At 69.7% G+C, this 24783-nt stretch carries 24 protein-coding genes; 12 read left to right on the top strand and 12 right to left on the bottom strand.

Features of this window, described 5'->3' with window-relative positions:
• Window positions 1–96 precede the first annotated feature (96 nt).
• Window positions 97–1866: a sensor histidine kinase gene (locus SSP08S_RS23850; protein WP_019070155.1), complete on the top strand. Its 1770-nt coding sequence runs from the start codon at window positions 97–99 to the stop codon at window positions 1864–1866.
• Complete coding sequence (locus tag SSP08S_RS23855) at window positions 1863–2585, top strand: response regulator transcription factor (protein ID WP_019070156.1); 723 nt, start codon at window positions 1863–1865, stop codon at window positions 2583–2585. Before SSP08S_RS23850 ends, SSP08S_RS23855 begins: the two co-directional genes overlap by 4 nt.
• Before the next feature lie 2 nt (window positions 2586–2587).
• Here SSP08S_RS23855 and SSP08S_RS23860 read toward each other — a convergent pair whose 3' ends face one another.
• Window positions 2588–2956 (bottom strand): response regulator, encoded by a 369-nt coding sequence (locus tag SSP08S_RS23860; protein ID WP_019070157.1) that lies wholly within the window; start codon window positions 2954–2956, stop codon window positions 2588–2590.
• Window positions 2957–3127: 171 nt separating this feature from the next.
• On the opposite strand from SSP08S_RS23860, the gene SSP08S_RS23865 reads away from it, so the two are divergent.
• A complete protein-coding gene (locus tag SSP08S_RS23865) occupies window positions 3128–4363 on the top strand; it encodes an SH3 domain-containing protein (RefSeq protein ID WP_019070158.1) in 1236 nt (411 codons plus the stop codon).
• An 83-nt stretch (window positions 4364–4446) separates the two neighbouring features.
• Here the strand turns inward: SSP08S_RS23865 and SSP08S_RS23870 are convergent, their stop codons facing one another.
• Window positions 4447–6630 carry an MMPL family transporter gene (locus SSP08S_RS23870; protein WP_019070159.1) on the bottom strand — a complete coding sequence of 728 codons (2184 nt, stop codon included), beginning with the start codon at window positions 6628–6630 and terminating at the stop codon, window positions 4447–4449.
• Between the two features lie 215 nt (window positions 6631–6845).
• Window positions 6846–7658, bottom strand: coding sequence for an SDR family oxidoreductase (locus SSP08S_RS23875; RefSeq protein ID WP_019070160.1), 813 nt, complete (start codon window positions 7656–7658; stop codon window positions 6846–6848).
• Window positions 7659–7840: 182 nt separating this feature from the next.
• Between SSP08S_RS23875 and SSP08S_RS23880 the strand changes: the two genes are divergently transcribed.
• Window positions 7841–8266 (top strand): nuclear transport factor 2 family protein, encoded by a 426-nt coding sequence (locus SSP08S_RS23880; protein WP_019070161.1) that lies wholly within the window; start codon window positions 7841–7843, stop codon window positions 8264–8266.
• Between the two features lie 3 nt (window positions 8267–8269).
• Here SSP08S_RS23880 and SSP08S_RS23885 read toward each other — a convergent pair whose 3' ends face one another.
• Window positions 8270–8554, bottom strand: coding sequence for a hypothetical protein (locus SSP08S_RS23885; protein WP_019070162.1), 285 nt, complete (start codon window positions 8552–8554; stop codon window positions 8270–8272).
• A gap of 235 nt (window positions 8555–8789) precedes the next feature.
• On the opposite strand from SSP08S_RS23885, the gene SSP08S_RS23890 reads away from it, so the two are divergent.
• Window positions 8790–9605, top strand: coding sequence for a S1 RNA-binding domain-containing protein (locus tag SSP08S_RS23890; RefSeq protein WP_019070163.1), 816 nt, complete (start codon window positions 8790–8792; stop codon window positions 9603–9605).
• Between the two features lie 98 nt (window positions 9606–9703).
• Here the strand turns inward: SSP08S_RS23890 and SSP08S_RS23895 are convergent, their stop codons facing one another.
• The 4 genes from SSP08S_RS23895 to SSP08S_RS23910 form a co-directional block, all read right to left on the bottom strand.
• Window positions 9704–10747 (bottom strand): glycoside hydrolase family 5 protein, encoded by a 1044-nt coding sequence (locus SSP08S_RS23895; RefSeq protein WP_019070164.1) that lies wholly within the window; start codon window positions 10745–10747, stop codon window positions 9704–9706.
• A gap of 242 nt (window positions 10748–10989) precedes the next feature.
• Window positions 10990–11817, bottom strand: a complete 828-nt coding sequence (locus SSP08S_RS23900; RefSeq protein WP_019070165.1) for an SAM-dependent methyltransferase — start codon at window positions 11815–11817, stop codon at window positions 10990–10992.
• A gap of 85 nt (window positions 11818–11902) precedes the next feature.
• Window positions 11903–12154 (bottom strand): DUF397 domain-containing protein, encoded by a 252-nt coding sequence (locus tag SSP08S_RS23905; RefSeq protein WP_019070166.1) that lies wholly within the window; start codon window positions 12152–12154, stop codon window positions 11903–11905.
• Window positions 12151–13017: a Sco1979 family transcriptional regulator gene (locus SSP08S_RS23910; RefSeq protein WP_019070167.1), complete on the bottom strand. Its 867-nt coding sequence runs from the start codon at window positions 13015–13017 to the stop codon at window positions 12151–12153. Before SSP08S_RS23910 ends, SSP08S_RS23905 begins: the two co-directional genes overlap by 4 nt.
• Before the next feature lie 240 nt (window positions 13018–13257).
• On the opposite strand from SSP08S_RS23910, the gene SSP08S_RS23915 reads away from it, so the two are divergent.
• A complete protein-coding gene (locus SSP08S_RS23915; protein WP_019070168.1) occupies window positions 13258–13704 on the top strand; it encodes an ATP-binding protein in 447 nt (148 codons plus the stop codon).
• Window positions 13705–13743: 39 nt separating this feature from the next.
• On the opposite strand, the gene SSP08S_RS23920 is transcribed toward SSP08S_RS23915, so the two are convergent.
• On the bottom strand, window positions 13744–15162 hold the full coding sequence (locus SSP08S_RS23920; protein ID WP_102133401.1) for a PP2C family protein-serine/threonine phosphatase: 1419 nt from the start codon (window positions 15160–15162) through the stop codon (window positions 13744–13746).
• Between the two features lie 71 nt (window positions 15163–15233).
• Here SSP08S_RS23920 and SSP08S_RS23925 point away from each other — a divergent pair, with 71 nt between their 5' ends.
• The 4 genes from SSP08S_RS23925 to SSP08S_RS23940 all read left to right on the top strand — a co-directional run bounded on the left by SSP08S_RS23925 (window position 15234) and on the right by SSP08S_RS23940 (window position 18505).
• The gene (locus SSP08S_RS23925) at window positions 15234–16046 is read left to right on the top strand and encodes an SAM-dependent methyltransferase (protein WP_043259626.1); all 813 of its coding nucleotides are present in this window, start codon (window positions 15234–15236) and stop codon (window positions 16044–16046) included.
• Window positions 16047–16178: 132 nt separating this feature from the next.
• The gene (locus SSP08S_RS23930) at window positions 16179–17057 is read left to right on the top strand and encodes a SigB/SigF/SigG family RNA polymerase sigma factor (RefSeq protein ID WP_026178776.1); all 879 of its coding nucleotides are present in this window, start codon (window positions 16179–16181) and stop codon (window positions 17055–17057) included.
• A gap of 142 nt (window positions 17058–17199) precedes the next feature.
• On the top strand, window positions 17200–17775 hold the full coding sequence (locus SSP08S_RS23935) for a hypothetical protein (protein ID WP_019070172.1): 576 nt from the start codon (window positions 17200–17202) through the stop codon (window positions 17773–17775).
• 97 nt (window positions 17776–17872) lie between these two features.
• A complete protein-coding gene (locus SSP08S_RS23940; RefSeq protein WP_019070173.1) occupies window positions 17873–18505 on the top strand; it encodes a TetR/AcrR family transcriptional regulator in 633 nt (210 codons plus the stop codon).
• 34 nt (window positions 18506–18539) lie between these two features.
• Here the strand turns inward: SSP08S_RS23940 and SSP08S_RS23945 are convergent, their stop codons facing one another.
• Together SSP08S_RS23945 and SSP08S_RS23950 are read right to left on the bottom strand one after the other, a co-directional pair.
• A complete protein-coding gene (locus SSP08S_RS23945) occupies window positions 18540–19328 on the bottom strand; it encodes an LmeA family phospholipid-binding protein (protein WP_019070174.1) in 789 nt (262 codons plus the stop codon).
• A gap of 10 nt (window positions 19329–19338) precedes the next feature.
• The gene (locus SSP08S_RS23950; RefSeq protein WP_019070175.1) at window positions 19339–19947 is read right to left on the bottom strand and encodes a TetR/AcrR family transcriptional regulator; all 609 of its coding nucleotides are present in this window, start codon (window positions 19945–19947) and stop codon (window positions 19339–19341) included.
• Between the two features lie 108 nt (window positions 19948–20055).
• Between SSP08S_RS23950 and SSP08S_RS23955 the strand changes: the two genes are divergently transcribed.
• Both SSP08S_RS23955 and SSP08S_RS23960 read left to right on the top strand, forming a co-directional pair.
• Window positions 20056–21666 carry an MFS transporter gene (locus tag SSP08S_RS23955; protein WP_019070176.1) on the top strand — a complete coding sequence of 537 codons (1611 nt, stop codon included), beginning with the start codon at window positions 20056–20058 and terminating at the stop codon, window positions 21664–21666.
• A gap of 231 nt (window positions 21667–21897) precedes the next feature.
• Window positions 21898–23022 carry a lysylphosphatidylglycerol synthase transmembrane domain-containing protein gene (locus SSP08S_RS23960; RefSeq protein ID WP_019070177.1) on the top strand — a complete coding sequence of 375 codons (1125 nt, stop codon included), beginning with the start codon at window positions 21898–21900 and terminating at the stop codon, window positions 23020–23022.
• Here the strand turns inward: SSP08S_RS23960 and SSP08S_RS23965 are convergent.
• The gene (locus tag SSP08S_RS23965) at window positions 23019–24728 is read right to left on the bottom strand and encodes a carbohydrate binding domain-containing protein (protein ID WP_019070178.1); all 1710 of its coding nucleotides are present in this window, start codon (window positions 24726–24728) and stop codon (window positions 23019–23021) included. The genes SSP08S_RS23960 and SSP08S_RS23965 overlap by 4 nt on opposite strands.
• Window positions 24729–24783: the final 55 nt, after the last annotated feature.

A 24783-nucleotide genomic window follows, 5' to 3' on the forward strand; every position in this document is an offset into this window, starting at 1 on the left:
CCGACGGAGTGACCCGTATTGCGCAGATTCCGCCACGGGAAGGGTTGCCTCGGGCCTACGCTGAGTAGTCGCGTCGGTGGGGGAGGGGGCGGCCAGTTGTCCGGTGCCCTGGACGTGCGGCTGTCGGCCCGGCGTGAGGCCGTCGCGCTGGCCGTGTTCGGCGCGGGGTTCGGGACGTACGTCCTGGTCGTGACCGCTCCTGGCCGGTACACCACCACGACCACGATCCCGTTCTCGGGAGCCGTCGGCGGGCTGTACCTGGTGGCCGGACTGCTGGCCCGGCTGCGAAGGCCCGGCAACCGCGTCGGGCTGATGATGCTGCTGGTCGGGATCGGCTGGTTCGCGGAGGACCTGCAGATCAGCCTGGACCCGGTCGTGCACACCGTGGGCCTGCTCGTCCGTTCGGCGTCCAGCGGCTTCCTCATCCCGCTCCTACTGATGTATCCGGATGGCCGGTTGAGGTCCCGGACCGACCGCGTGCTGGCCGGTGCCGGATATCTGACGGCCTTCGTGCTGATGCCGCTGAGCGTGCCGTTCTCCACCTCGGTCGTGCGGAACCTGCTGCTGGTGCACCCGGTGGACTGGCTGCGCCAGGCGACCGACGTGGTCCAGTTCGTCATCAGCGGAGCCGTGGTCGCCGCCCTGTTGGCCCACTGGACGACCGCCACCCGCCCCGCCCGCCGCGTCCTCGCCCCGCTCTACGTCGTCGGCCTGGTCGGTGGTCTCGCCTCGGCGCTGGACGGGATGCTCGGCACCGGGCCCTCGTGGACCCACACCCCCCTCATCAACATCGCGCATGTGTCCGTGCTGCTGCTGCCGTTGGCGTTCCTGGCCGGCGTGTGGCGCGTCCGGCTGGGCCGCACCGCCGTGGCCGACCTGCTCCGCCGGATGCCGCTCGCCTCCAAGGAACAACTCCGCGACGCGCTCGCGAAAGCACTCGGCGACACTTCCGTGCAGGTGGGCTTCCCCGCCCAGGACGCGATCGGCTTCGTCGACAGCCAGGGCCGTACGCTCAACGCCGCGCCCGGACAGCAGGTCAGCCCCCTGGAGCGGAACGGCCGGCGGGTCGGCGTCCTGCTCCACGACCCGGCGCTCCGGGAGGACAGATACGTACTGGAGGCGGTCGTCTCGGCGGTAGCGCTCGAACTGGACAACCAGCGGCTCGCCGCCGAGGTCCAGGCACAGCTCGCCGAGGTACGGGCGTCCCGCGTCCGAATCGTCGAAGCGGGCGACGAGCAGCGGCGGCGGATCGAGCACGATCTGCACGACGGCGCCCAGTCCAGGTTCGTCACCGCGCTGGTGACGCTGCGACTGGCACGCCAGCGACTGGCCAACCAGCGGGTGCCCGAGCCGACAGCGTCGGCCGAGCTGGCCGAACTCCTGGACCGTATCGCGGAGTTGATGGGCGAGGGCATGGACCAGCTGCGCGACCTCGCCCATGGAATCCACCCGGCCGTCCTCAGCGAGACGGGGCTCGTGGCGGCCCTGGAGATGATCGCCGCCCGGTCCCCCTGCCCGGTGCGGGTCAGTGCGACGGAGGTTCCGGAACTGCCGCGGCCCCTCGCGGCCACCGCGTACTTCATCGCGGCGGAGGCGGTCACCAACGCCCTGAAACACGCCCACGCCACGGCCATCGACATCGACGTACGACACGAGAACGGCGTACTGCGGCTCGCGGTCACCGACGACGGCATCGGCGGTGCCGACCCCGACGGGGGCACCGGGCTGCTCGGTCTGCGGGACCGGGTGGCGGTGTTCGACGGCGAGATGACCGTGAGCAGCGCGCCGGGTCAAGGGACCGTGGTGGCCGCCACGTTGACGACCGGACGGGCCCGGTGTTCCGAGGGGGAGGACGGACCAGGATGAGGGATTCGGGGCGGACACCACAGGGGGAGGGACCGGCGGGCGTACGGCGGACCGACCCGCTGCGCATCGTGCTGGCCGATGACGAGAGACTGTTCCGGTCCGCGCTGGCCGCACTGCTGGAGAGCCGGGGGCATCGGATCACCGCCCAGGTCGGCGACGCGGACGCCCTCCGAGCGGCGGTCGCCCGCACCGACCCCGACCTCGCGGTGATCGACATCAGAATGCCGCCCACCAAGCGCCTCGAAGGCCTGCGGGCCGCGGTCGACATCCGGCAGTCCCATCCCGGCGTGGGGATTCTCCTGCTGTCCCAGAGCATTCAGGTAACCCATCTCACCGAACTGACGGGTTCCGGTGTCAGAGGCGTGGGCTATCTCCTCAAGGAGCGGGTCGCCGACGAACACTTCCTCGACACCGTGCGCCGAATCGCCGAAGGGGAGTGCGAGTTCGACCAGGAGGTTCTACGGCTGCTGTTCAACGGCCCTGACCAGCAAGGGCGTTTGGCCAGACTCAGCGCCCGGGAACTGGAGGTGCTGAAACTCATGGCGCAGGGGCTGACCAACCCGGCGATCGCGAGCCACCTCGTGGTCACCGTCAAGACGGTCGAGACCCATGTGGGCAGCGTTTTCAGGCGACTTGGCCTCCCCGACGAGAGCGAGGGCGAGTACCACCGGCGTGTCCTCGCCGTCCTCACGTATCTGCAGTCCGATCGAACCGCCTGACCTCAGCCGTCGTCCGCCGTGATGAAGTGGGACAGCGCGGCGGCCGAGAGCCGTGCCTTCGTCAGGAAACCGGCCGCCGGGCAGTGCGCGATCCGGCCGCCGAACTCGTCGGCCTCGCGCACCGAACAGAGGACGACCACCACCCCTGACGCCAGCGCGCTCAACTCCCGGGTGGCGGCGAACACATCCTCGCCCGGGAGCCCGAGATCCAGGAGCACGAGGTCGGGACGGTTCCCCCGGGCGATCGCCGTGACAGCAGCCGACGCCGAAGCCGCCTCCGACACGGTGTACTCGCCGTCGGCCTCCAACAAGGCGCGCACGGCGGCTCGGTAGACAGGATCGTCGTCCACGATCAGCACGCTGCGGCCCATGCCCCCATGCTGGCGGACGCGCAGGGCGACGGCATCAGGGCCAGCACCGAGAACACCGGTCAGGAGACCGGTGGTTGCCCCGAAGACCCCGGCCCGCGGCGAACTCACACTGGTGGGACAGCCCATTGCGGGGTCATCGGGGGGGAACGTATGCGGGGTTATCGGGGGAGGTTGCTCGCGCCGGCACTGCTCGCGGCGCTGCTGGCAACGGGGTGCAAGGACCCGGCAGAGGGTACGACGGTCTCCGTCAAACCCGCGTTCCTGCCGGTGACGTTCACGATCGACGCGTCGGGAAAGATCAGCTTCTCCGCCGAGGCGTCGATCGTGACACCGCTGGGTGAGGTGTCGGTGTCGGGATTCCAGCGAGAGCTGGGCAACCCCAAGCCGTATCTCGTGGCGGCCATCCGCCATCTGGAGGGGAGCACGACATCCGGCGCGAACGCGGCAGTGGACCGGTCCACGGGGGCGGTCCACTCCGCGTACGCGCCGGATCTCGGGTATGCCGAGGTCGCCGAGAGCTCGAGCACGGTCTACTCGCTGTACCGGATCGAGGCCAAGGGTCGTCATGTCCAGCCCGCGCTGAACGGGCAGCCCCTGGCTCTGGCGAAGAGCGGCACGATAGTCGTCGACGCCACGCACACACAGCCGGGCAGAGTGACCCAGCTGCAGATCGCCGACGCCCCGGAGCAGCAGCATTCGCCGGTGCCGACCAGTACGGCGTCCTCCTGCGCGGGAACCGACGCCATCGGGATCACCCTGCCCGAGGTGTCCGCGGGGGCCGATGTCACCGACACCGTCACGGAGTTGGCGGCCGACTGTCTTCAGGTCCAGTACGCGGCGGAGCCTGCGGACGGGGTGGCGGAGGGCATGGTCGCTCGGGTCGTGATCCCGGTCGACGGCGCGGTCGGCGCCGTGCAGTTGCCTCGCGTCGACGAGGGTGCGCCGGGGCCGGGGGACCGGGTGACGGCCAGCCGTCGTACGCCGGCCACGGTGTATGTCGCGGCGACGGCGCCCTCGCCCTCGCCGTCGCTCTCGCCGAGCGGCAGCGGCGAGACTTCCGGACAGCCGACGGACGAGCCTACGGTGCCAGGGACCACCTCGGTTGAAGGTGCCGCGTACGCGCCGGTCCGCACGAGCCCGGGCACGGCCGGTGAACGGACCAGTCACATCGAGGCGGGCGGCAACTACCCGGCACGGTGCGTGACGCACGGCGAGACGGTGCAGGCCCACGGCTACACCAGTGACCTGTGGGTCGAGTTGGCCCTCAGCGCCGGGGGCACCGGCTGGGTCACGGCCACCGCGCTCACCGGAGGTCCTGACGGGCTCTCGCTCCCGGAGTGCGCCGACACCGGGAGCGGGTCCGGTACTCCGTCGCCGACGGTCTCGGATGCCGTACCGACGAGCTGACGACCATCGAGCTCGGAGAACTCGGCGTCGCCGTCCGGGAGTTGAACGAGGGCCTGTCCGGCGGACAGGCCCTCGTGTCGTGACTAACCGCGTCGGCCTGCCGGATCGTGGGCGACCGAGTCCCGATCCCCCCTGCCGGAGATGCCGGAACCGGTGCCCGGAGCAGGAGTTGTTTCCCGGGCGCGGTCGGCGTGGCCGGGCCACCAGGCCGCGTGGCCGATCAGGGCGGTGAGGCTGGGCGTGAAGAACATCGCCATCACGAACGCGGCGACGGCGATGCCGAAGGAGACGGCGAAACCCATCTCCGTGAGCAGCGCGTTGCCGGCCAGCATCATCGTCGCGAAGGTCGCCGCGAGGATGAAACCGGCCGCCGCCACCGTCGGTCCCGCGTGCCGCAGCGCCATACCCGCCGCCTCGCGCGGATCTCGGCCCTCGCGGGCCTCCTCGCGCAGCCGGGCGATCATCAGGATGTTGTAGTCGGTGCCGATGGCGACCACGAAGAGATACATGATCACCGGGAGCATGAACATCAGACCCGGGTGCCCCTGCGCGTCCTGGAAGATCCAGACGGTGGCGCCCAGTGTGGCGCCGAAGCCGAGACCCACCGAGGCCATGAGGTACAGCGGCGCGACGACACTGCGCAGCACCAGTCCCAGGATCAGCATGATCAGCAGGGCGGCGACGGGAAAGACGGTCCGGTAGTCGTGGTTGACCGCGGCGTTGATGTCCTTGTAGATCGAGGACATGCCGCCGACCAGGGCCTCCGTACCGTCGGGAGCGGCGGAGTGCGCGACCTCGCGCACCCGGCCCACGGCGTCGATCGCCTTCTCCGTCGAGGCCTCGTACTTCAGCGTCACGGTGAAGTCCGCCGTGGTCCCGCCCTTGTTGACCTGGCTCATCCGGGCGCTCGCGACACCGTCCACGGCGCCGAGCTTCTCGGCGTAGGCGGCGAAGGTGCTCCGGTCCAGCGCCCGGCCGTCGGAGCTCGAGAGATAGACGTCGGTGGGCGCGGCGGCGCCCGCCGAGTACGCCTTCTGCATCTCGTCCTGGACGACCATCGACTCCTTGGTCTTCGGCATGGAACCCGAGGCCAGGTCGAAGGTGGCCTTGTAACCGAGGGTGCCGAGCGACAGGGCGACGAGCACGAGGCCGGAGAGCACGGCGGTCAGCGCGGGACGGCTGCGCACACCGCGGCCGAGAGCGGCGAACCGGGCGTTCTCCGGCTCCCGCTGCCACGACTTGGAAGGCCAGAAGACCTTCGGCCCGATCAGCGACACCACGGCCGGGATCAGGGTCAGACCCGCGATCAGGGTGACGCTGACCGCGATCGCCAGCGCCGGACCCATCTGCTTGAGGAAGCCCAGCGTGGACAGCACCAGCGCGAGGAACGCGATGATGACCGCGCCTGCCGCCGACGCGATGGCCTCGCCGACCCGGGCGACCGCGTTGATCATGGCCTGCTTCGGTTCGTCACCCGCCCGCAGCCGTTCCCGGTAGCGGAACATCAGGAACAGGAAGTAGTCCGTGCCCACACCGAACAGCACGACGATCAGGATCGACGAGACGGAACTGTTGGCCTGCAGTCCGAACAGCTTGGTGGCGTACGCGATCAGTCCGTTGGCGATCGCCGCCACGACACCGATCAGCAGCAGGGGCAGGAAGGCGAGGATCGGCGCCCGGAAGATGATCAGGAGCGTCACCAGGATGATGACGAAGGTCCCGATGCCGATCAGCGCCTCGCCGCGCTTGGAGGAGTCCTGCTGATCGAGGGCCTGCGCGGCGGAACCGCCGAGCTTCACCTCCAGATCCGTGCCCTTGACCAGTTGCTTGACGTCGTCGCGCAGCACCTTCGCGGCATCCGCCTGAACGGGCTGGCCGGCGTTCTTGCTGTCCATCTGGACCAGGGACATGGTGTAGCGGCCGTTCTTGGACGGCTGGCCGGGGACCACCTTCTGCACCTGGTCGATGTGCTTCTCGCCCAGTTCGGTGGTGATCCGGGCGACGTCCTTCTTGTCGGCGGCGGTCAGTGTGCCGCCGTCGGTGCGCTGGTACAGCGCGATGGCGGACGGGGTGAAGGCGCTGGGGAACGCCTTCACCTGCAGATCCGCCGCCTTGATGGATTCGTAGCTCTTGGGCAGGAAGCTGCTCTCGTCACTGTTGGAGGGCAGGCCCGGAGCGGTGGCGACAATCGCCACCGCCGCTATCAGCCACGCGACGATCGTCCAGACGGGATGTCGGACGACCGTATTGCCAATACGTCGGAACATGCGGGAGGTCCTCCTGATGCAGGAAGATCACCGCAGCCCGGGGAGCGGACCCCGGCATCGGCGACCCCGACCGGCCCTCACCCGTTGGCCGGTCGAATGGTTGTCTGTCTTCTGTCACATCGGTGACGCGTGAAGATTCATAACACACGCATGGTCGCGACCGCGGGTGAGTTTTCGCGGGCGGAACGGGGCCGCGGGCCCGCCGCCGTGGCCACCTAGGCTCCGAACGCGAGCTTCGAGACGTCGTCCCACTTCCGCCACTCGTCGAGCCGTGCCTGGTACTCCTTGGTGACCATGTCCAGGGGTCCCTCACCGAAGAAGATCCGCAGCGGCGGCTGCTCCGCGTCGACCACGGTGAGGATCGCCGCTCGCGTCGCACTCGGATCGCCGCGCCGCGCGGAGATCCTCGTCATGGCGGCACGGAAGTCGTCGTAGGCGGGCAGGTGTTGGGCCTGTACGGCGGAGGGTCCGGCCCATCCGGTGGCGTAGCCGGCGGGTTCGACCAGGGTGACCTTGATGCCGAAGTCCCTGACCTCGGCGGCGAGGCTCGCGGTGAAGCCCTCCAGGGCGAACTTGGACGCGTGGTAGAGGCCGAGTCCGGGCAGTGAGACGACGCCGCCGATGGACGAGACCTGGATGATGTGGCCGCAACCGCGGGCGCGCAGGTGCGGCAGTACCGCCTGGGTGACCCAGAGCGCGCCGAACAGATTGACGTCGATCTGTTCGCGGGCCTGCTGCTCGGTCACCTCCTCGGTCATCCCGAACAGGCCATAGCCCGCGTTGTTGATGACGACGTCGAGGCCGCCGAACTCGTCGACCGCCTCCTGTACGGCTTCGAACGCCGCCGCGCGGTCGGTGACGTCGAGTCGCAGGGGCAGCACCGCGTTGCCGTACTTCGCGACGAGGTCGTCGAACGAGGACGCGGAGCGGCTGGTCACGGCGACCTGGTCGCCACGTTCGAGCGCGGCCTCCGCCCACTCCAGGCCGAACCCCTTCGAGGCTCCGGTGATGAACCACGTCTTCGGCATGATCTCCCTCGCTCACTCTCTTGTTCACTGACCAATGGGAATGGGGCCAGTGAACTTGGTCGGTGACCAAGATGTCAACCTGCGACAGTGCACCTCTTGTGCGGCGACCAAGGGGTGTGTACGGTTCTTGTGCGTCGACCAAGATGATCGTCGGCCCTGTATGAAAGGAACGCTCTGCGGCCATGGATACGACTGAGCGCTATCGGGATCTCTTCCACGGTATGTACACGTGGATCTCGGACCTGTGTGATGCCGAAAAGGGCAGTGCCATCGACGAGATTCACCGTTACTGGGCGGACGACGGACGGATCGTCACCTTCGGCCGGGTCAAGGCGGCCGGTATCGAGGCGCTGCGGAAGCACTTCGAAGTCTTTCCTGAGCTGTACGAGAAGGTGGAGGTTCGTGAGCCGTTCTACACATACCTGGAAACGGGGGACAGGGTCGTCATCGAGCACGACATCCTGATCCGCACGCGAGACCTCGACCACGCCGTCATCGCCGGGGAGGCCGGGCGGGAGGAATTCCGGGTGACCTCGATCTTCTCCGTCCTCGACGGGAGGATCACGGAAATGCGGGAGGTCGCCGCCGTCAAGGCCGGAGACGACTGACCGTCACTCGGAGGTCGTCACCGCCTTGCGACGCAACCATATGTTGCGGCAGGAAGCGCCGTATCTGTTCAGGTCCGGCCTGTCCTGGAAGAACTGCACCTGATCGCCGGCCGGCCAGTCGCGCACCGCCGACACGACTCCACCCGTCTCGCCCGGGGGCTTTAAGTGCACGCACAGTTCCGGAGAATCCATGAGACCGTCCTCGACCACGAAGAAGCCGTCGTCGGGGACGAACCGGGAGTAGTGGTGCAGTGCCGCAACGGCTGTCGGCGGCGGCCGGGACTTCATGCGTGTTCTTCTGGGAGAGGTCGACGGAGATCACGCGGATGTCCTGCGGGACCAGACCGTGGCCCGGGAAAGCCACAGCAGATGCTCGAACGTCCGCAGGTCCTCAGGGAATTTCGTGAAACGGACGCCGGCGTGCGAATCAGGATGGGTGAGCGGGAATGCGCGTTGCGGCTGTCGCCCGGCAAGCGGAGAACCTGCATGCGGGAGGGGGAGTCCCCGTGAGAGCCTGCGCGGCATGGAGGCAGCGGCGGACGATCGGGCGGCCGGGGAATTCCTGGCAGGGATCCACGTGGGGGACATCTGCGACGGGACCGTCGTGGAGGTCACGCGGTCTCAGGGGGTGGTGGTCGCCCTGGACGGGTTCTCCGCGCGCCCGCTGGGTGTCGTCTGGCCGGCGGACGTCTCTTGGCGCTGGAAGACGGCTGTGGCCGTGGAGGTCGGCCGGCGGATCACCGCTGAAGTGGTGGCCGTCGATCTCGACGAGGGGCGGTTGCGGCTGGCGATGACCGCTACCGAGAACCCGGAACTCTGGGCGTTCCTGACCTCGCTTCACCCCGGTGAGATTCTCTCCGGGACGGTCGCCGCCATCGAGCGGTTCGGTGTGTTCGTGGCGCTGGACGACGGCCCCGACCATCCGGTCTTCCCCGGCGTCGGGTTCATCACGATCCCCGAACTGTCCTGGCGTCACATCGACGCGGTGTCCGACGTCGTCCGGGTCGGGCAGCGCGTGACGTGCGAGTTCCTCCAGTTCGACGACTGGAACGGAGAGGCGCGGCTGTCGTTGAGGGCGATGCAGCCGGACCCCTTCGCGGTGTTCGCCGAAGGGGTCACGGTGGGGCAGGCGCTGCACGGACAGGTCACCAAGGTGGTCCCGTTCGGCGTCTTCGTCCGGGTCGCCGACGGCATCGAAGGGCTGGTCCATCTACGGGAGTTGGTCGAGGCGCCCGTGGAGACGGCGGAGGGTGTCCATCAGGTGGGCGACGAGCTCACGGTCGTCGTCACCGAAATCGACCGGGAGCGGCGCAGATTGGCGCTGTCCCCGGCGCGCTGATCGTGTACTCCCTTACGTGACCGACCAGTTCACCATGAGCCGGGTGCCGAGATCCGCCCCCGCGTCGCCCTTGCGCGGAGACGGATCAGGCAGCCGCCTCAGGACTTGACCGGACGCCCCCGACCCCACGCCCAGGCGAGGCGGTCCGCGCCGGACTGGTTGGTCGTGGCCAGCCAGGGGCGGGCCGCGTCGCCGATGAGCTTCTGGATCGAGTACGTGTCGTCGGTGCGCAGACCGGGCCAGTAGACGGAGCCCATGCCGAGCTTGCGGAAGGTGTCGGTGTCGGCCTGGATGAAGTTGACCGAGTTGTCGTCAGGGGTAGGCACGTTGTAGTTCAGGCCCGTGGTCATCGGGGCGCCGAACTCGTCGGCCACCGTGCGGTTCGCGCAGTCGCCGAGACGCTCCTTGAGGTCGCTCACCCACTGGTCGTAGGTGGCGTAGCTCTTCCAGAACCCGTAGTGGTGCAGCGAGAGGTACGTCCCCTTCAGGCGCGGGTCGGCGCAGACCGTGGTGACGTGGTCGTTGTAGCCGGCGCCGCTCACGAACACCCGGTTGCGGGGCACCTTGGAGTAGGTGTCCAGCCACTTGGCGGCGAGGTCGGCCCACTCGGTGTCGGTGTAGCCGTGGGGCTCGTTCATCGGCTCGAAGTAGACGCGCTGGTTGTGCTGGTAGGCCTTCACCACGGTGTCCCACATCGGCCAGTACGTGGCGGGGTCGTCGATGAAGCCGTCCTTGTTGGCGCCCGTCCCCTCCCAGTAGGAGACGATGACCTTGAAGCCCTGCGCCGTCGCCGCGTCGATGACCCCGCGGTACGACTTCCAGTAACTGCCGTTCACCGTGTACGGGTTGATGGGCAGCCGCACCGTGTTGGCGCCGAGGTTGGCGCGGAAGGCCGAGATGACGCGGGTCGCCTTGGTGTACGTCTGCGCGTAGGTGTCGCTGAGCGACAGGCCGGACAGGACGACCGGGTCGTCGGCGTAATTGTCGCGCGGGTCGGCCCAGTTGACGCCCTTGAACTGGGACGTGTTCGTGCTCGGCGCCGCGGAGGCGGGGCTGCCGGCCAGCGTGGTGCCGGTGACAGCGGCGATCGCGACGGCCACGAAGGTGGCCCGCAGACGGGTTCTGGCGGGGTTGGTGCGCATCGACTTGCCCTTTCAGGAATGGCGGCTCGACGCGGGGCGGGGCCCGCGCGCGGCTGAGCGGCCGTTGGAACAGGTACCGGGAGGGACGGGGATGTCGGCTCGCCGTCTCCGGCCCGGTGGGCTCGGCGTGAGGTGGTGGAGGGGGATGTTTACGCAAACATGGCGGCGCCGGAATCGTGGCATCCGGCACCGCCATCGTCAAGGTTTCCCGCACGTAACGCCGTCGGCGTCCTGCGACGCGTCTACGGCTTGATGCCCACCCCGGTCCACAGGCTGACCTCGGCGTCCGTGGGCTGCTCCGCCGTGCCGGTGTCCTCGTCGGCGGCGTCGGGGCGCCAGCGGTGGCCGACCGCGATGCCGGGTTCGAGCAGGTCGAGCCCGGTGAAGAAGCGGGAGACGTCCTTCTGGGAGCGGAACTGCACCGGAGTCCCGGCGTTGGTGTAGATCGACGTCACCTTCTCCCAGGTGGCCGGGTCGAAGTCGGGCGTGCAGTGGCTGATGGCCAGGGCGCTGCCCGAGGGGAGAACCGACAGCAGGCGCTCCACGAGCCCGTACGGGTCCTGGGCGTCGGTGACGAAGTGCAGGAGCGCGTTGAGGGAGAGCGCGACCGGCTGGTCGAGGTCGAGTACCTCGGCCAGCTCCGGGGCGTTGAGGAGTGTTTCGGGGTCGTTGACGTCCGCCTGCACATAGGTGGTGCGGCCCTGCCGGGTGCTGCGCATCAGCCGTTCGGCGTACTTGAGGACCAGCGGGTCGTTGTCGGCGTAGACCACCCGGGCCTCGGGGACCACGGACTGGGCGACCTGGTGCAGGTTCGGTTCGGTGGGGATGCCGGTGCCGATGTCGAGCCACTGCTTGATGCCGTGCTCCCGGGCCAGGACGCGGGTGGCCCGGTGCATGAACGCGCGGTTCTCGCGGGCGCAGACGAAGATGGCCGGGTAGGCCGCCGCGACCGTCTCGGCCGCCTGCTTGTCGACCTCGAAGTGGTCCTTGCCGCCCAGGTAGTAGTCGTACATGCGGGCGGAGTGCGGCCTGCTGGTGTCGATGTCCCGCGCGGCGTGGGGGTTGGTCATGCTGTCCCTCTCAAGTGGTGTGCATCGGCGTCTCGGGCAGGTCGCAGCCGGGCCGGCTCCAGTTCCTCACGCCCGTGGTTCTGGTTCAGCCGGCCATCAGATGGTCGGCCAGGCCGCGCTTGACCCCGTCGACGAACGCGGCCATCTCCTGCGGCGTGTAGATCAGCGCGGGTCCGGCGGGGTCGGTCGACTGGCGCAACGCGATACGGCCGTCGGCGAGTTGCTTGGTCTCCACGCACTGGCCGCCGTTGGGACCGCTCCAGGGGCATTCCCAGCCCTGCTCGCCGAGGTTCGACGCGGGCATCCCGTTGTAGACCGTGTTGTCGGTGGTGGTCATGAGTACTCCTTGCGCATGCGGTTCAAGAGCGCCTTGCTGTCCGCGGACGAGGTCAGCAGCGACATCCTGTTGTGCGCCTCCAGATGGGCCGCGACGTCGGATCGCTGGTCCAGATACATGGAGGCGGAGAGGATCTCGCTGTAGACGATGTCGGGCAGCTCCGGTTCCTCGAACCGGAAATAGGTGAAGGGTGCGCACGCCCCCACGTGGGCACCCGCCGAGAACGGGACGATGTCGACACTGACGTGGTCCAGTTCCGAGACCTCGAGGAGCCGGTCTATCTGGTCCCGCATGACCGCGGGACCGCCCACCACCCGGTGGAGCACGGCTTCTTCCAGCACCGCCCACAGGGTGGGCGAGTCCGGCCTCTCCAGCAGACTCTGGCGGCGCAGACGTAACTGCACCCGCCGTTCAAGGTCTTCGTCGTTGTCGTTCGGGAAGCCGCCGCTCAGTACGGCACGCGCGTAGTCGTACGTCTGGAGGAGTCCCGTGACGTAGTGGGGTTCATAGGTGCGCAGGGTCTTGGCGCCGGTCTCCAGGCTGACGTAGGCGGTGAACCAGCCGGGCAGCACGTCACGGAAGTCGTGCCACCAGCCGGGCCGGTTGGCGCGCTCGGCGAGGGCGACGAACTCCTCGATCTCCTGCCGGTCGGCGCCGTAGGTCTCCAGCAGCTTCTCGACGTAGAGCGGTTTGAGACCGACCTCGGCCTTCTCCAGGCGGCGGATGGTCAGGGACGTCACCCGCAGGGCCCTGGCGGCGTCGTCCAGGGACACGCCCGCGTCCTGCCGCCGGTCCTGCAGCCGGCGGCCGAGGATCATGCGCAGGACCGTGGGTGCACCGGCGCCCGAACGAGCTTCGCTCACGCCCAACCTCCTGAGGGACTGTCACCGGCGCCAGTCTGACAGCGACTTGCTGTTGCCGCCAGACAGAAATCGGCGTTCTGTAATTATCAGGGAGCCGGTTGCAGCTTGAACTGACCTATGGGCATAGTTACTTGTGTCAGTGATCTAGGCCCCCCGCCGGAACACCCCAATTCCGGCACGCCTGTTGCCGCTGACCCGCGTCTCCCGCCTGCGCACGCCCCCGATGGAAGGCGAACCACCGTGTCCCCCCACACGACTCCCTCCCCGCAGCTTTTAGACGTCGCCAGCCCCGACCTGGCGCACTGGCTGGAACTTCCGGCGCACCGCTCCGGCGTCCGGGTCGCCCGCCACGTCATGGGCGCGCAACTGGCCAGGTGGGGCCTGCCCGAGAGCGTGCGTGACGACGCGGTGCTCCTTGTCTCGGAGTTGGCCACCAACGGCGTGTGCCACACCCCCAGTGCGCGGCTCCTGTGCGGGGTCGGGATCGTCGACGACCGCTGTCTGCGCATCGAGGTGCACGACCACGACTACACCGGCGGCGGGCTCTCCCGCTGTGAGCCGTGCGTCGACGACGAGAGCGGGCGCGGGCTGTTCATCGTGCAGGCGCTCGCGGACACCTGGGGGGTCGACCGCTCGGCGCTCACCGGCGGCAAGGCCGTGTGGGCCATGCTGCCGACCGGGCGCTGATCCAGGACGATGCAGGGGGCGAGGACGCCCGCGGCCTGTTCAGGTGGTCGCGGGCGTCAACTCGGCCAGCAGCAGCGTGCGGTCGTCGGCTCCGGGCGCCGCGCCGGGGGAGCGGAGCAGCCGCTCGCACAACCCGGGGAACGCGTCCGGACCGCCGGACGGTGCGGGTTCGGCGGCGGCCGTGTCGAGGGCCGCGGCCAGCCGGGCGATCTCCTGGTCGATGTCCGCGTGCCGGGACTCCACCAGCCCGTCGCTGTAGAGCAGGAGCAGAGACGGCTCGGAGACCGTCAGCACCGTGGCCTCGTAGTTGCCGGTGCCGAGTCCCAGCGGCAGTCCCGCGCTGGCGAGGATGACGGGTGCGGTCGGTCCCCCGGGGCCGCGCAGCAGTGGGGGAGGGTGTCCGGCGCCGACCAGGGTGCAGGTGTGCGAGGCCGCGTCCCACTCGGCGTAGATGCAGGTGGCGAAGGACGCGCCCGGGGTGTCGTAGGCCAACTCGTCGAGGCGGCGCATGAGTTCGGCCGGTTCCATGTCGAGCCGGGCCAACGTGCGTACGGCCGTGCGCAGTTGGATCATGGCGACGGCGGAGTCGGGGCCGTGTCCCATCGCGTCGCCGACGACCAGGCCGACCCGGCCGCCGGGGCGTGGCAGGACGTCGAACCAGTCGCCGCCGATGATGTTGCCCTGCCCTGCGGGGAGATAGCCGTGGGCGATACGGCAGCCGGCGAACTGCCGGGCCGGGTCGGGGAGCAGGCTGTTGCGGATGGCCAGCGCGGTGCGGCGCTCGCGTTCGTAGCGGCGCGCGTTGTCCAGGGCCACACAGGCCCGGGCCGCGAGCGACTCCACGGCCACGGCCTCGCCGGGCAGGAACGGTTCCCGCTCCGGGCCGCGGGTGCAGGCGATGAACCCGATGACGGCACCGCGCAGTTGGAGCGGCAACACGAGGAAGGACGCCGTCTTCAGTAGATCGTCTATGCGCTGCGCGTCCCCGCCCGCGGAGGCCAGCAGCCGCTGCGAGGTGTGCGCGTCCACCCCGTCGAGCACCTGGGTGTGCCCGGTCGCGAGGGCGCGCGCGTACGGGGTCTCGCGCGGGAAGACGATCACCTCACCGACCGGCAGCACACCGTCCCAGGTCTCCTGAGCCTCCGTACCCACCCGCACCGCCAGCCGGCGCGCCTCGATCTGGGCCGGATCGACGGAGGGCGTCGCGTTCTCCTCCAGCACCCACCGCTCCAGCAGATACACCGAGGCCGCGTCGCAGAACCCGGGCGTCAGCGCGTGCACGACGTGGGTGCCGGTCAGCCGCAGATCGAGCTCCGAGCCGATCACGTCCGCCGCGGGGGCGAAGACCTGCCTGCGGCGTGGGGGCCCGGCAGGGAGTGCGTCACCGAAGTGACTGCGCGGTTCGTTCCGCAGAGTCGTGCCTTTCGGGGTGGGGACCGGCCGCGTGGCGTGGGGCATGCGGTCTGCCGTGCGTACGACGGCAATCATATGATGACTCGTCAAGGATCTTCGGGTGAAGAGGAGTTGCAGTGCCGGGTAGTGGAGGTCTGCCGCAGGGGATCGATCCCGACAAGGCGAGTGTCGCCCGAATGTACGACGCGATGCTGGGCGGTGAACACAATTTCGCCATAGACCGCGAGGCGCTGGCGGCGTTCACCGCGATCGACCCCCAGGTGCGCACCCTGGCCCGGGCCAACCGCGACTTCCTCGGGCGGGCGGTGCGCTTCCTGGTCGCCTCCGGGGTACGGCAGTTCATCGACCTCGGCTCGGGAATCCCCACCCAGGGCAACGTCCACGAGGTCGCGCAGGCGGCCAGCCCCGGCGCCCGCGTGGTCTACGTCGACAACGACCCGGTGGCCGTCGCGCACAGCACCTCCCTTCTCGCCGACAACCCGGACGCGGACATCGTCGACGGCGACATCCGGCGGCCGGCCGAGGTCCTGTCCGCCCCGCAGGTAAGGAAGTTGATCGACTTCGAGCAGCCGGTCGCCGTCCTGATGATCACGATCCTGCACTTCATCACTCCCGCGGAGGACCCGGCCGGCATCGTCGCCGAGTTCCGCGACGCGCTGCCCGAGGGCAGCTGGCTCGCGCTGAGCCACGCGACGAACCAGGACCGCCCGGACACCGCCGCGGCCGTCGGCAAGCTGTACCGTTCCAAGGCCACTTCGCCCGTCACCGCCCGCTCCCACGACGAGATCCTCGGCCTGTTCGACGGCTTCGACCTCGTCGAACCCGGTCTGACCTACGTCCCCCTGTGGCGCCCGGATCCGGCGGACGAGATCCCGGAGAACCCGTCCGAGTACTGGGTCTACGCGGGCGTCGGCCGCAAGGGCGTGTGAGCCGCCCGGTCGACCTCCGAACCGAAAGTCGCGCGCTCGCCCCGGATTTGACCGAACAAGGGGGAGTGAGACGCGTGAACCGGGGCAGGGGCCTGTTGACGGAAGTTCGTTCGAACGAATGGGGTGGGCGTTATGGGAGCCGTGACGGCAGCGAAGGCAGCGGCCACGGCAGGGCGGCGGGTTGCGACCGAGGAGTCGCTCCCGTTGATCGCGGAGCCGTCGAAGGTGAGCCCGAAGGACGCGCGTGAACTGTCGCGCCAGTTCTTCGACCGGCTGACCTCGCTGGAGGAGGGCACCCACGAGTTCCAGTACGTGCGCAACACCCTGATCGAGATGAACCTCTCGCTCGTGCGCTACGCGGCGGCGCGCTTCCGCAGCCGCAGCAACAACGAGATGGAGGACATCGTCCAGGTCGGCACGATCGGACTCATCAAGGCGATCGACCGCTTCGAACTCACCCGCCAGGTCGAGTTCACCTCGTTCGCCGTCCCCTACATCGTGGGCGAGATCAAGCGCTTCTTCCGCGACACCAGCTGGGCCGTCCATGTGCCGCGCCGGCTCCAGGAGGCCCGCGTCGAGCTCGCCAAGGCGACCGAGGAACTCCGCTCACGCCTCGGCCGTACGCCCACCACGCGGGAACTGTCCGAGCTGATGTGCCTGACCGAGGAAGAGGTCATCGAGGCCCGCAAGGCGTCCAACGGCTACACCTCCTCCTCGCTCGACGCCGCGCTCAGCTCCGACGCCGGCAGCGAGGGCGAGACCGTGCTCGCCGACGTCATCGGCGAGGACGACCCGGGCCTCGAACTGGTCGACGACCTCAGCTCCTTGGCCCCCCTGATCGCCCAACTCGACGACCGCGAGCGGAAGATCATCCACATGCGCTACGTCGAGGAGCGCACCCAGGCCGAGATCGGCGAGGAGCTCGGCGTCTCCCAGATGCATGTCTCGCGCCTCATCAGCCGTATGCTCCGGCGGCTGCGTGCCGGGCTGCTCGATCCCGCGGTCGCCTGACGGGCCCATCCCGCCCAACAATCCGGTCTGTTGGGTGAATTCGTCCTCCTCGGACGTCCGTTCCGCGGGACTCTCGTACTGTGACCGGACCGGCACCCAGGGTGCCGGTCCGGTCGTGACAGGGTTGCCGGAAGGGGGAGTTGTGGCGTGGCGGAGTGAGGAGTTCGGGGAGTCCCACGAGGGCATCGTGGGGGCGACCCTCGCCGACGGCAGTGAGCCCAAACCCGTGTATCTGGACGTGGGCAGTGGCACCAACGGATTCCAGACGCGCGAGTGGTGGGCGTACAACGGCTGGCTGGGCCGCCCCAAGGCGGCGGCCTGGCGGGCCTCCTGTGTGTGCGGCTGGCGTGGCGAGAGCCATCCCATCGACTGGGACCAGGTGGAGGACCACGACCTGGACGACCTGGACACGTCCGACGCGTACGAGGACTGGTGGGAGCACATCAGCGCGGTCGAACGCCGTACGGTCCCGTTGCCTGAGGAACTCTCCGATCTGATGGAGCAGTTGGAAGAACGGCTCGACGCGCTCGCCGAGACGGCGCCGGTGGCCGCGCTGAAGGCGGTGGCCATGCTGGAGCGCATGGCGGTCCGGGTCGGCAGGGAGGCCGCGTACGGGGTGCGGGCCGACGACGTGTCGGGCGAGGCGCTCGGCAAGGCGCTGGGACTCAGCGTGAACCGGGCGCGTTCCCGCCTGGATCGCTACCTTCGGCCCTACTGAGCGGACGGTCGGGACGCCGGACGGGCGCTGGACCGTGCCAGACTGGACGTACCACCAGTCCCCGCTCCGCCGTTCCCGTACTTCACCGAGGTTGTCCGTGACCAAGCCCCCGGCCCGAGTCCCCCAGCGAAGCAACGCGCGCTCCAACCGGGAACGCATCCTGGCCACGGCCCGCCGGGAACTCGGCCGGAATCCGGACATCACCCTGGAGGAACTGGCCCGGGCCTCCGGCGTGGTCCGGCGCACCCTGTTCGGGCACTTCCCCGGCCGGGAGGCGCTGCTGGAGGCGCTGGCCGAGGAGGGCTCGGAGGCGCTGAAGTCCGCGCTGCCCGCCGAACCGGAACCGGCGGAGCCGGAGTCGGCCGACCGGGCGTTCGCGCGCTTCGTCCTGTCGATGTGGACCGTGGGCGACCGCTACCGGCTCCTGCTGGCCCTGACCCGCCGTGACCTGGGCGTCGAGCGGGTGACCGAGATCCTGGCACCGGCCCGCGCCGCCGCCGCAGCCATCCTGGACCGCGGACAGCGCGAGGGCGTCTTCCACACGCAGTTGCCTGCCGCCGTGCTGAGCGCCGGACTCGAGGCCATGACGGTCGCGCTGCTCGAAGAGGTCAACACCGGAGAGCTGGAGGACGACGGCACGCACGTGGCCGTCGCCGCCCTGATCGCCGCCGGTGTGCCGGAGAAGCAGGCGCGTGACGTGGTGGACCAGATCTCGGGCGCGGACGACTGAGCCCTCGACCGGCAACCCGGTACGGCGAGTCGACTCACGCCGAACCGCTCCCCGCGCCGCCGTCGGACCGGAAGGTGACCGACTCGCCCGACAGCCGGGCGCTGAGCCCGCTCTCCGTCGCGGTGACGGACCGCAGTCGCAGTCCCTCGGGGATGTTCCGCAGCTGTATCGGCCGCTCGAAGACCTGGGTGAGCGCCGCGCGCCCCACTTCGGGCAGCAGGCCGCCGGTGACCTGGAAGTCCTTGAAGGCGATGCGGTTGCCGGACAGTACGGAGACGGTCGCCGCCACGGTGACGTCGGCACCGGGAGCGAGCGGGACCTTCGCGCGGACCTGGTCGGGGCGGGTGCCGCGGGAGATCTCAACGCCGAGGGTGTCGGACAGGTCCTGATAGGACAGCAGGGCGGTCGCCTCCGCCGAGCGGGCCAGCGCCTCCTTGTCGTCGTCCGACTTCCTCAACCCGGCGAGACGGACCGAGAGTTGGCTCACCGGAAGCGGGCCGGTGGTGTCGCTCGCCGGTATGTCGTGGGCGGTGATGTCCACGTGCCGCAGGGTGCCGGCGGCCAGTTGGGTCAGCACGGGGAAGCCCCGGACATGGACCTCCGGCGCCGAGGGCGTATGCATGCCCTCCTGGAAGGCCTTGGCCGTACGGGACTCGACCCGCGCCGTCGCGAAGCGGTCGACGGCGACGGGAACGACGAGCAGCGCGACGAGCGCGCCGACCGCGATGACCACCGGGCGCCGGTTCGTGCGCGGCGGGCGGGTGTCGTCGGGCTCGTACGCCCCGTACGTGAAGTCGGCGTAGTCGTACCGGTGTTGGTCCATGAGGTCTCCTTCAGCTGGACGATCGCAGATGGTGAACCGCGGCGGCGGCGCTGTCGCGTCCGACGCCGGCGGTGATGAGGGCGGCGGTGGTGGCGGCCGTGCCGTCGTCGTTCCAGAGGCCGGAGTTGACGCATTCCAGGAGCGCCAGCATCTGTGCCTCCAGGGCTCGGTTGAGCGGTCCCGGCGGGACGGTGGTGTGGAAGACGCCCTGTTGCTGGCCCTGGGCGAGGATCCCGCTGACGGTCTCGCGGGCCGGGCGGAGCAGCGCGTCGATCGCGTCGGGGCCGAGGTCGCGGTGGGCGAGTCCGAGGAGCGTGCGGTAGCGGTCGCCGACCGGCCACAGGGCCAGGACGAAGCGGGCCAGCGCGGTCACGGCGTCCGGCGTCGGCGCGTGCGTGTCGGCGCTCACCCGCCGTACCGCCTCCCCGGCGTCCGCGGCGAGGCCCTGGACGAGCTCGGCCCGCCCGGTGAAGTGCCCGTAGATGGTGCGCCGGGCCACGCCGGCCGCCCCGGCGATGTCACCGAGGCTGCAGTCGGGGTCACGGCCCAGTTCACGCAGGGCTGCTTCCAGGATGCGGGCGCGGGTGGCGTGCGCCCTGGCGCTGCTGCGGCTGATCACGTCGACACCTCCTGGAGGGGCTGCCTCGTCCCGGCATAGTTGCACATCAATGAGCAATAAAATAGTCTGCACATCAGTGAGCAATTAATGCGTCCCCAGGAGTCCCCGATGCCGCTCTTCGTCACCACCCCCGTCGACCGGATGGCCGGGCCCTACGCACGCCGCTGGTCCGCCCTGATCGTCCTGTGCCTGAGCCTGCTGATCGTGGTCATGGCGAACACCTCGCTGATCGTGGCCGCGCCCGCCATGACCACGGACCTCGGCCTGAGCAGCAGCGATCTGCAATGGGTCATCGACGGCTACACCGTCCCGTACGCCGCGCTGATGCTCGTCCTGGGCTCGATCGGCGACAAGTACAGCCGCCGCGGCGCCCTCGTCACCGGCCTGCTGATCTTCGCCGGCGGATCGGTCATGGGCAGCCTCGTCCACGAGACCGGGCTCGTCATCGCCGCCCGCGCGACCATGGGCGTGGGTGCGGCCGTGGTCATGCCGGCCACGCTGTCCCTGCTGGTCGCGATCTTCCCGAAGCACGAGCGGGCGCGGGCCATCACGGCCTGGACCGCCACCTCGGGCCTCGCCATCGCCGTCGGCCCGCTGGTCGCGGGGTGGCTGCTCGAGAGCCACGCCTGGGGTTCCACGTTCCTGATCAACGTCCCCATCGCCGTCCTCGCGGTGGTCGGCGCCCTGGTCCTCGTCCCGCCGTCCAAGGCGGACACGAAGTTCCGCATCGACTACGTGGGCGGTCTGCTCTCCATCGTCTCGGTCGGCAGCCTCGTCTACGCGATCATCGAGGGCCCGCACTTCGGCTGGGGCGCCGGACCGGTCACCGCGGCCGTCGTCGCCGCCGTAGGACTGCCCGCCTTCGTGGCCTGGGAGCTGCGCCACCCGCGCCCCATGCTCGACGTCCGCAAGTTCGCCCACCGCCCCTTCAGCGGCTCGATGACAGCGGTGCTGTTCTTCTTCTTCGGCACCTTCGGCTCGATCTACTACGCCACGCAGTTCCTGCAGTTCGTCCTCGGCTACAACGCGCTGGAGACCGGCGTACGACTGCTGCCGCTGGCCGGAGCCGTGTTCCTCGGCGCCGCGGTCACCGGACGGCTCACCCCCAGGCTCGGCATGAAGCCGATGGTGGTGACCGGCATGGTGCTGGGCACCGTGGCCGTCCTCCTGCTCACCCAGGTCGACAAGACCTCCACCTACGGCGACTTCCTGCCCACGCTGATGCTGCTCGGTTTCGCGGTCGGACTGAGCGTCTCGCCCGCCACGGACACGATCATGGGCTCCTTCCCGGAGAACGAGCTCGGTGTCGGCGGCGGCGCCAACGACACCGCGCTGGAACTGGGCGGCTCGCTCGGTATCGCCATCCTCGGCTCGCTGCTGGGCACCGTCTACAAGGACAAGCTGACCGACCTGGTCGGCGGCCATCTCCCCGCCGCCGCCCTCGACACCGCCAAGGACTCGGTCGGCGGCGGCCTGGCGGTCGCCCAGGAGATCGCGAAGACGCCGTCCGCCGGACCGCAGCAGGCCCAGGCACTGGTCGACGCCGTGCACGAGGCCTTCGCCCACGGTGTCGCGCAGACCAGCCTGGTCGGCGGGATCATCATGGCCGCCGGCACGCTGATCGTCCTCGCGGTCCTGCCAGGCCGCCGCGCGGCCGGCGAGCAGGAGCCGAAGGCGGCGGAGACCAGCCGCGACGAGGAGCACGCCGACTCCGTCTGAACTCCGGTGCGATGCGGGCCCCTTCGTGCAGCGGGGGCCCGCACGATCGCGTAGGCGCGCAACGAACGAACGGGGGCACACTCCGGTCCGCCGGGCCATCGTGCATAAACTGGGCACAGTTCAGCCTCGGCGCCCGCTCCCTCGTCCGCTCGGAGAACACCGTCCCCGCCTAGAGCGGCGCCGGGATCGCCGACGGTTGAAGCTCACTTCACGAAATCGACGGTCCTGCCTGTGCACGCTCCGGACACCACCGCCATCACCCCCGAACCGGCCGACACGGCGCCGCATCGCACCCGGCGCTGGCTGCGCCCGGTGGTGATCACGGTCCTGCTCGCGCTGTTCACCACCGAACTGGTGCTCGGCTGGCCGTCGCTCGCCGCGGCGCTGTCACAGCTGCGCGCACCCCGCCTGAACTGGTTCGCCGTCGCGCTCGTCGCCGAAGTCGCCGCCATGGGCTGCTACGCGCGCATGCAGCGTCGGCTGCTGCGCTCGGCCGGGGTGATCGTGCCGATCCAGAAGCACGTCGCCCTGGCCTACGCCGCGCACTCGCTCAGCGTCACACTGCCCGGCGGACCGGCCTTCTCCACCCACTTCAACTACCAGCAGATGCGCCGCTTCGGAGCCACCCCCGCCGTCGCCTCCTGGTGCATCGCGCTGTCCGGCATCCTCTCCGCGGCGGCCCTGGCCGTCGTCACCGCGATCTCCGCGATCGCCTCCGACGGCAGTCTGCAGTGGCACAGCCTCGTCACCCTCGGCCTGGCCGTCCTGCTGCTCACCGTCGGCATCCGGCGCATCACCCGGCACCCGGAGAAGGTCGAACCGGCCACCCGGGCCGCGCTCGCCAAGGTCAACAAGTTGCGGCACCTTCCCGAGACCCAGGGCCTCGACCGGATCCGCGGCTTCGTCGATCAACTCCGCACCGCCCGGCTGCAACCCCGGCACGCCGTCGCCGCCGCCGTCTTCGCCGTGCTCAACTGGCTGCTCGACGCGGGCTGTCTGTGGCTCTGCTTCCACGCCATAAGCGACACGCAGATCAGCAACGCCCAACTGCTGCTCGCCTTCTGCGCGGGCATGGCCGCCGGCACCCTCACGATCATCCCGGGCGGACTCGGCATCATCGACAGCGCGCTCGTCCTCGGCCTGGTCACGGGTGGCGTGGCGACCAGCACCGCCATCGCCACGGTCGTGCTCTACCGGATCATCAGCTTCGGGTTCATCATCGGCGTCGGCTGGATAACGTGGCTGGTCATCCGCCGCCACAACCGCCGTGAGCCGGTCGTCCCGGTCGACGCCGACGGTGCCCAGGAGGACAGGGGTCCCCTGGGCACCGGCGCCGGTACGTCGGCGGGTCACTAGCTGAGCGTGAAGTCGTCCGCGGTGACGTTGGACTGGCCGTACCAGCCGTGGACGTAGACGGTGACCGTTCCGCTGCTGCCGGTGGTGAAGGGGACCGACAGCTGGTTCCAGCTCGTGCTGTTGGACCAGGTGCTCGCGGAGGCGCCGCCGCTCACCCCGAGGTAGGCGTACGGTCCCTGGACCCAGGCGGTGAGTGTGTAGCTCTTGTTGGGGGACAGGGTGACGGTCTGGTCGCATTCGCCGGTGGCGCTGGAGCTCGGGGTGACCTGAAGGCTGTGGCTTCCGCTGTGTACGGGACTGGAGACCACCGCGCTGCCGCCCGTGCAGCTCCACGGGCTCAGACTTCCGGTCTCGAAGCCCGCGTTGGTCAGCGAGCCCCCGCCGCCGCCTCCGCCAGTGCTGCTGGTGACGGTGAGCGTGTACGTCGCGCTGTGGCTGCCCGTCGCGGCGGTGCCGGTGACGGTGATCGGGTAACTGCCCGCGGCCACGGACGAGCCGACCGTCGCCGTCAGTGTCGAACTGCCCCCGGACGTCACGGAGTTCGGGCTGAACGAGACACTGACACCGGAGGGTGCGCCGGAGGCGGTGAGACTGACGGACTCGGCGCTGCCGGAGGTGACGGCGGTGGAGACGGCCGAGGTCGCCGAACCGCCCTGGGCCACCGAGGCGGAGCCCGGTGACAGGGAGAGTGAGAAGTCGCTCGTGGTGCCTCCGCCGCCGCCCGTGCCCGTGCCCGTGTAGGGCACGAACGCGTCGGTGAACGCGAGGCTGTTCTGGCTGATCTGACTGCACGTGGGCAGGGAGTTGGCGTTGCCGCCGCACGCCTGGTCCCGAGTGATCGCCCAGAACGCCAGCCGGCCGACGCTGTTCTGCGCGGCGAAGCTCTCCACCGTCTGGGCGTCCGCCAGGGTGAAGGTGGAGCCGTCGTCGTTCTTGCCGATCATCGGGGTGATGCCGAGGTTGGCGTAGGTGTAGCCGGAGTCGACGGACTGCATCTGCGCCAGCGTGGCCTTGGCCGCGGAGACGGCGGCCTGCCCCATCTCGGTGCCGGTGCCCGCGTAGTAGTCCATGGCCATGATGTTGAGGACGTCGATCTTGATGCCCGCGGTCCTGGCGGCCTTGACGATGTTGACGCCGTCGCCGGTCAGCCCGCTCGTCAGCACCGGCAGGGTCATGGAGAACTTCAGGTTCGGGTTGGACGCCTTGAGGTCCTTCATCGCCTGCATCTGGCGGGCCACCGCGGCGGTGTCCGCGATGGCGGCGCCCTCGATGTCGAAGTCGAGCTGCGTGACGCCGTAGTCGTTGATGATGGCCTGGTATCCGGCGTCGATGCTGCTCTGCGTCGAGCACGTCCAGGCCAGCGGCTCGCCGCTCGCGCCGCCGGAGGAGATGATGACCGACGCGCCCTCGGACTTCGCCTTGGCGATCAGGGGGTCGGTGAAGGAGTCGTTGCCGATGGGGAGCGTGTCGCCCCAGATCTGGTTGCAGCCGACGCCGAGGACGAAGGCCGCTGTGTACGCCTTGAGTTGGTGTCCGGTGATGGCGGTGTCGAGCAGTCCTTCCTGACTGTTCGACATGTCGACGTAGGGGGCCACGGAGTAGACGCTGCTTCCCGCGGCGCTGCTCGCGGGGGCCAGGGCGACGGTGACGCCGGTGACCGAGAGCGCGAGGGTGCACACGGAGGCCGCGAGTCTTGCCAGGCGCATGACAGATCCCCTTTCGGGGGTGCCTATGGGGAGGGGGAGTTGTGGGGGGTGGAGC

Origin of the sequence: Streptomyces hokutonensis (assembly GCF_000376565.1) — a bacterium.
Lineage (GTDB): Bacteria > Actinomycetota > Actinomycetes > Streptomycetales > Streptomycetaceae > Streptomyces > Streptomyces hokutonensis.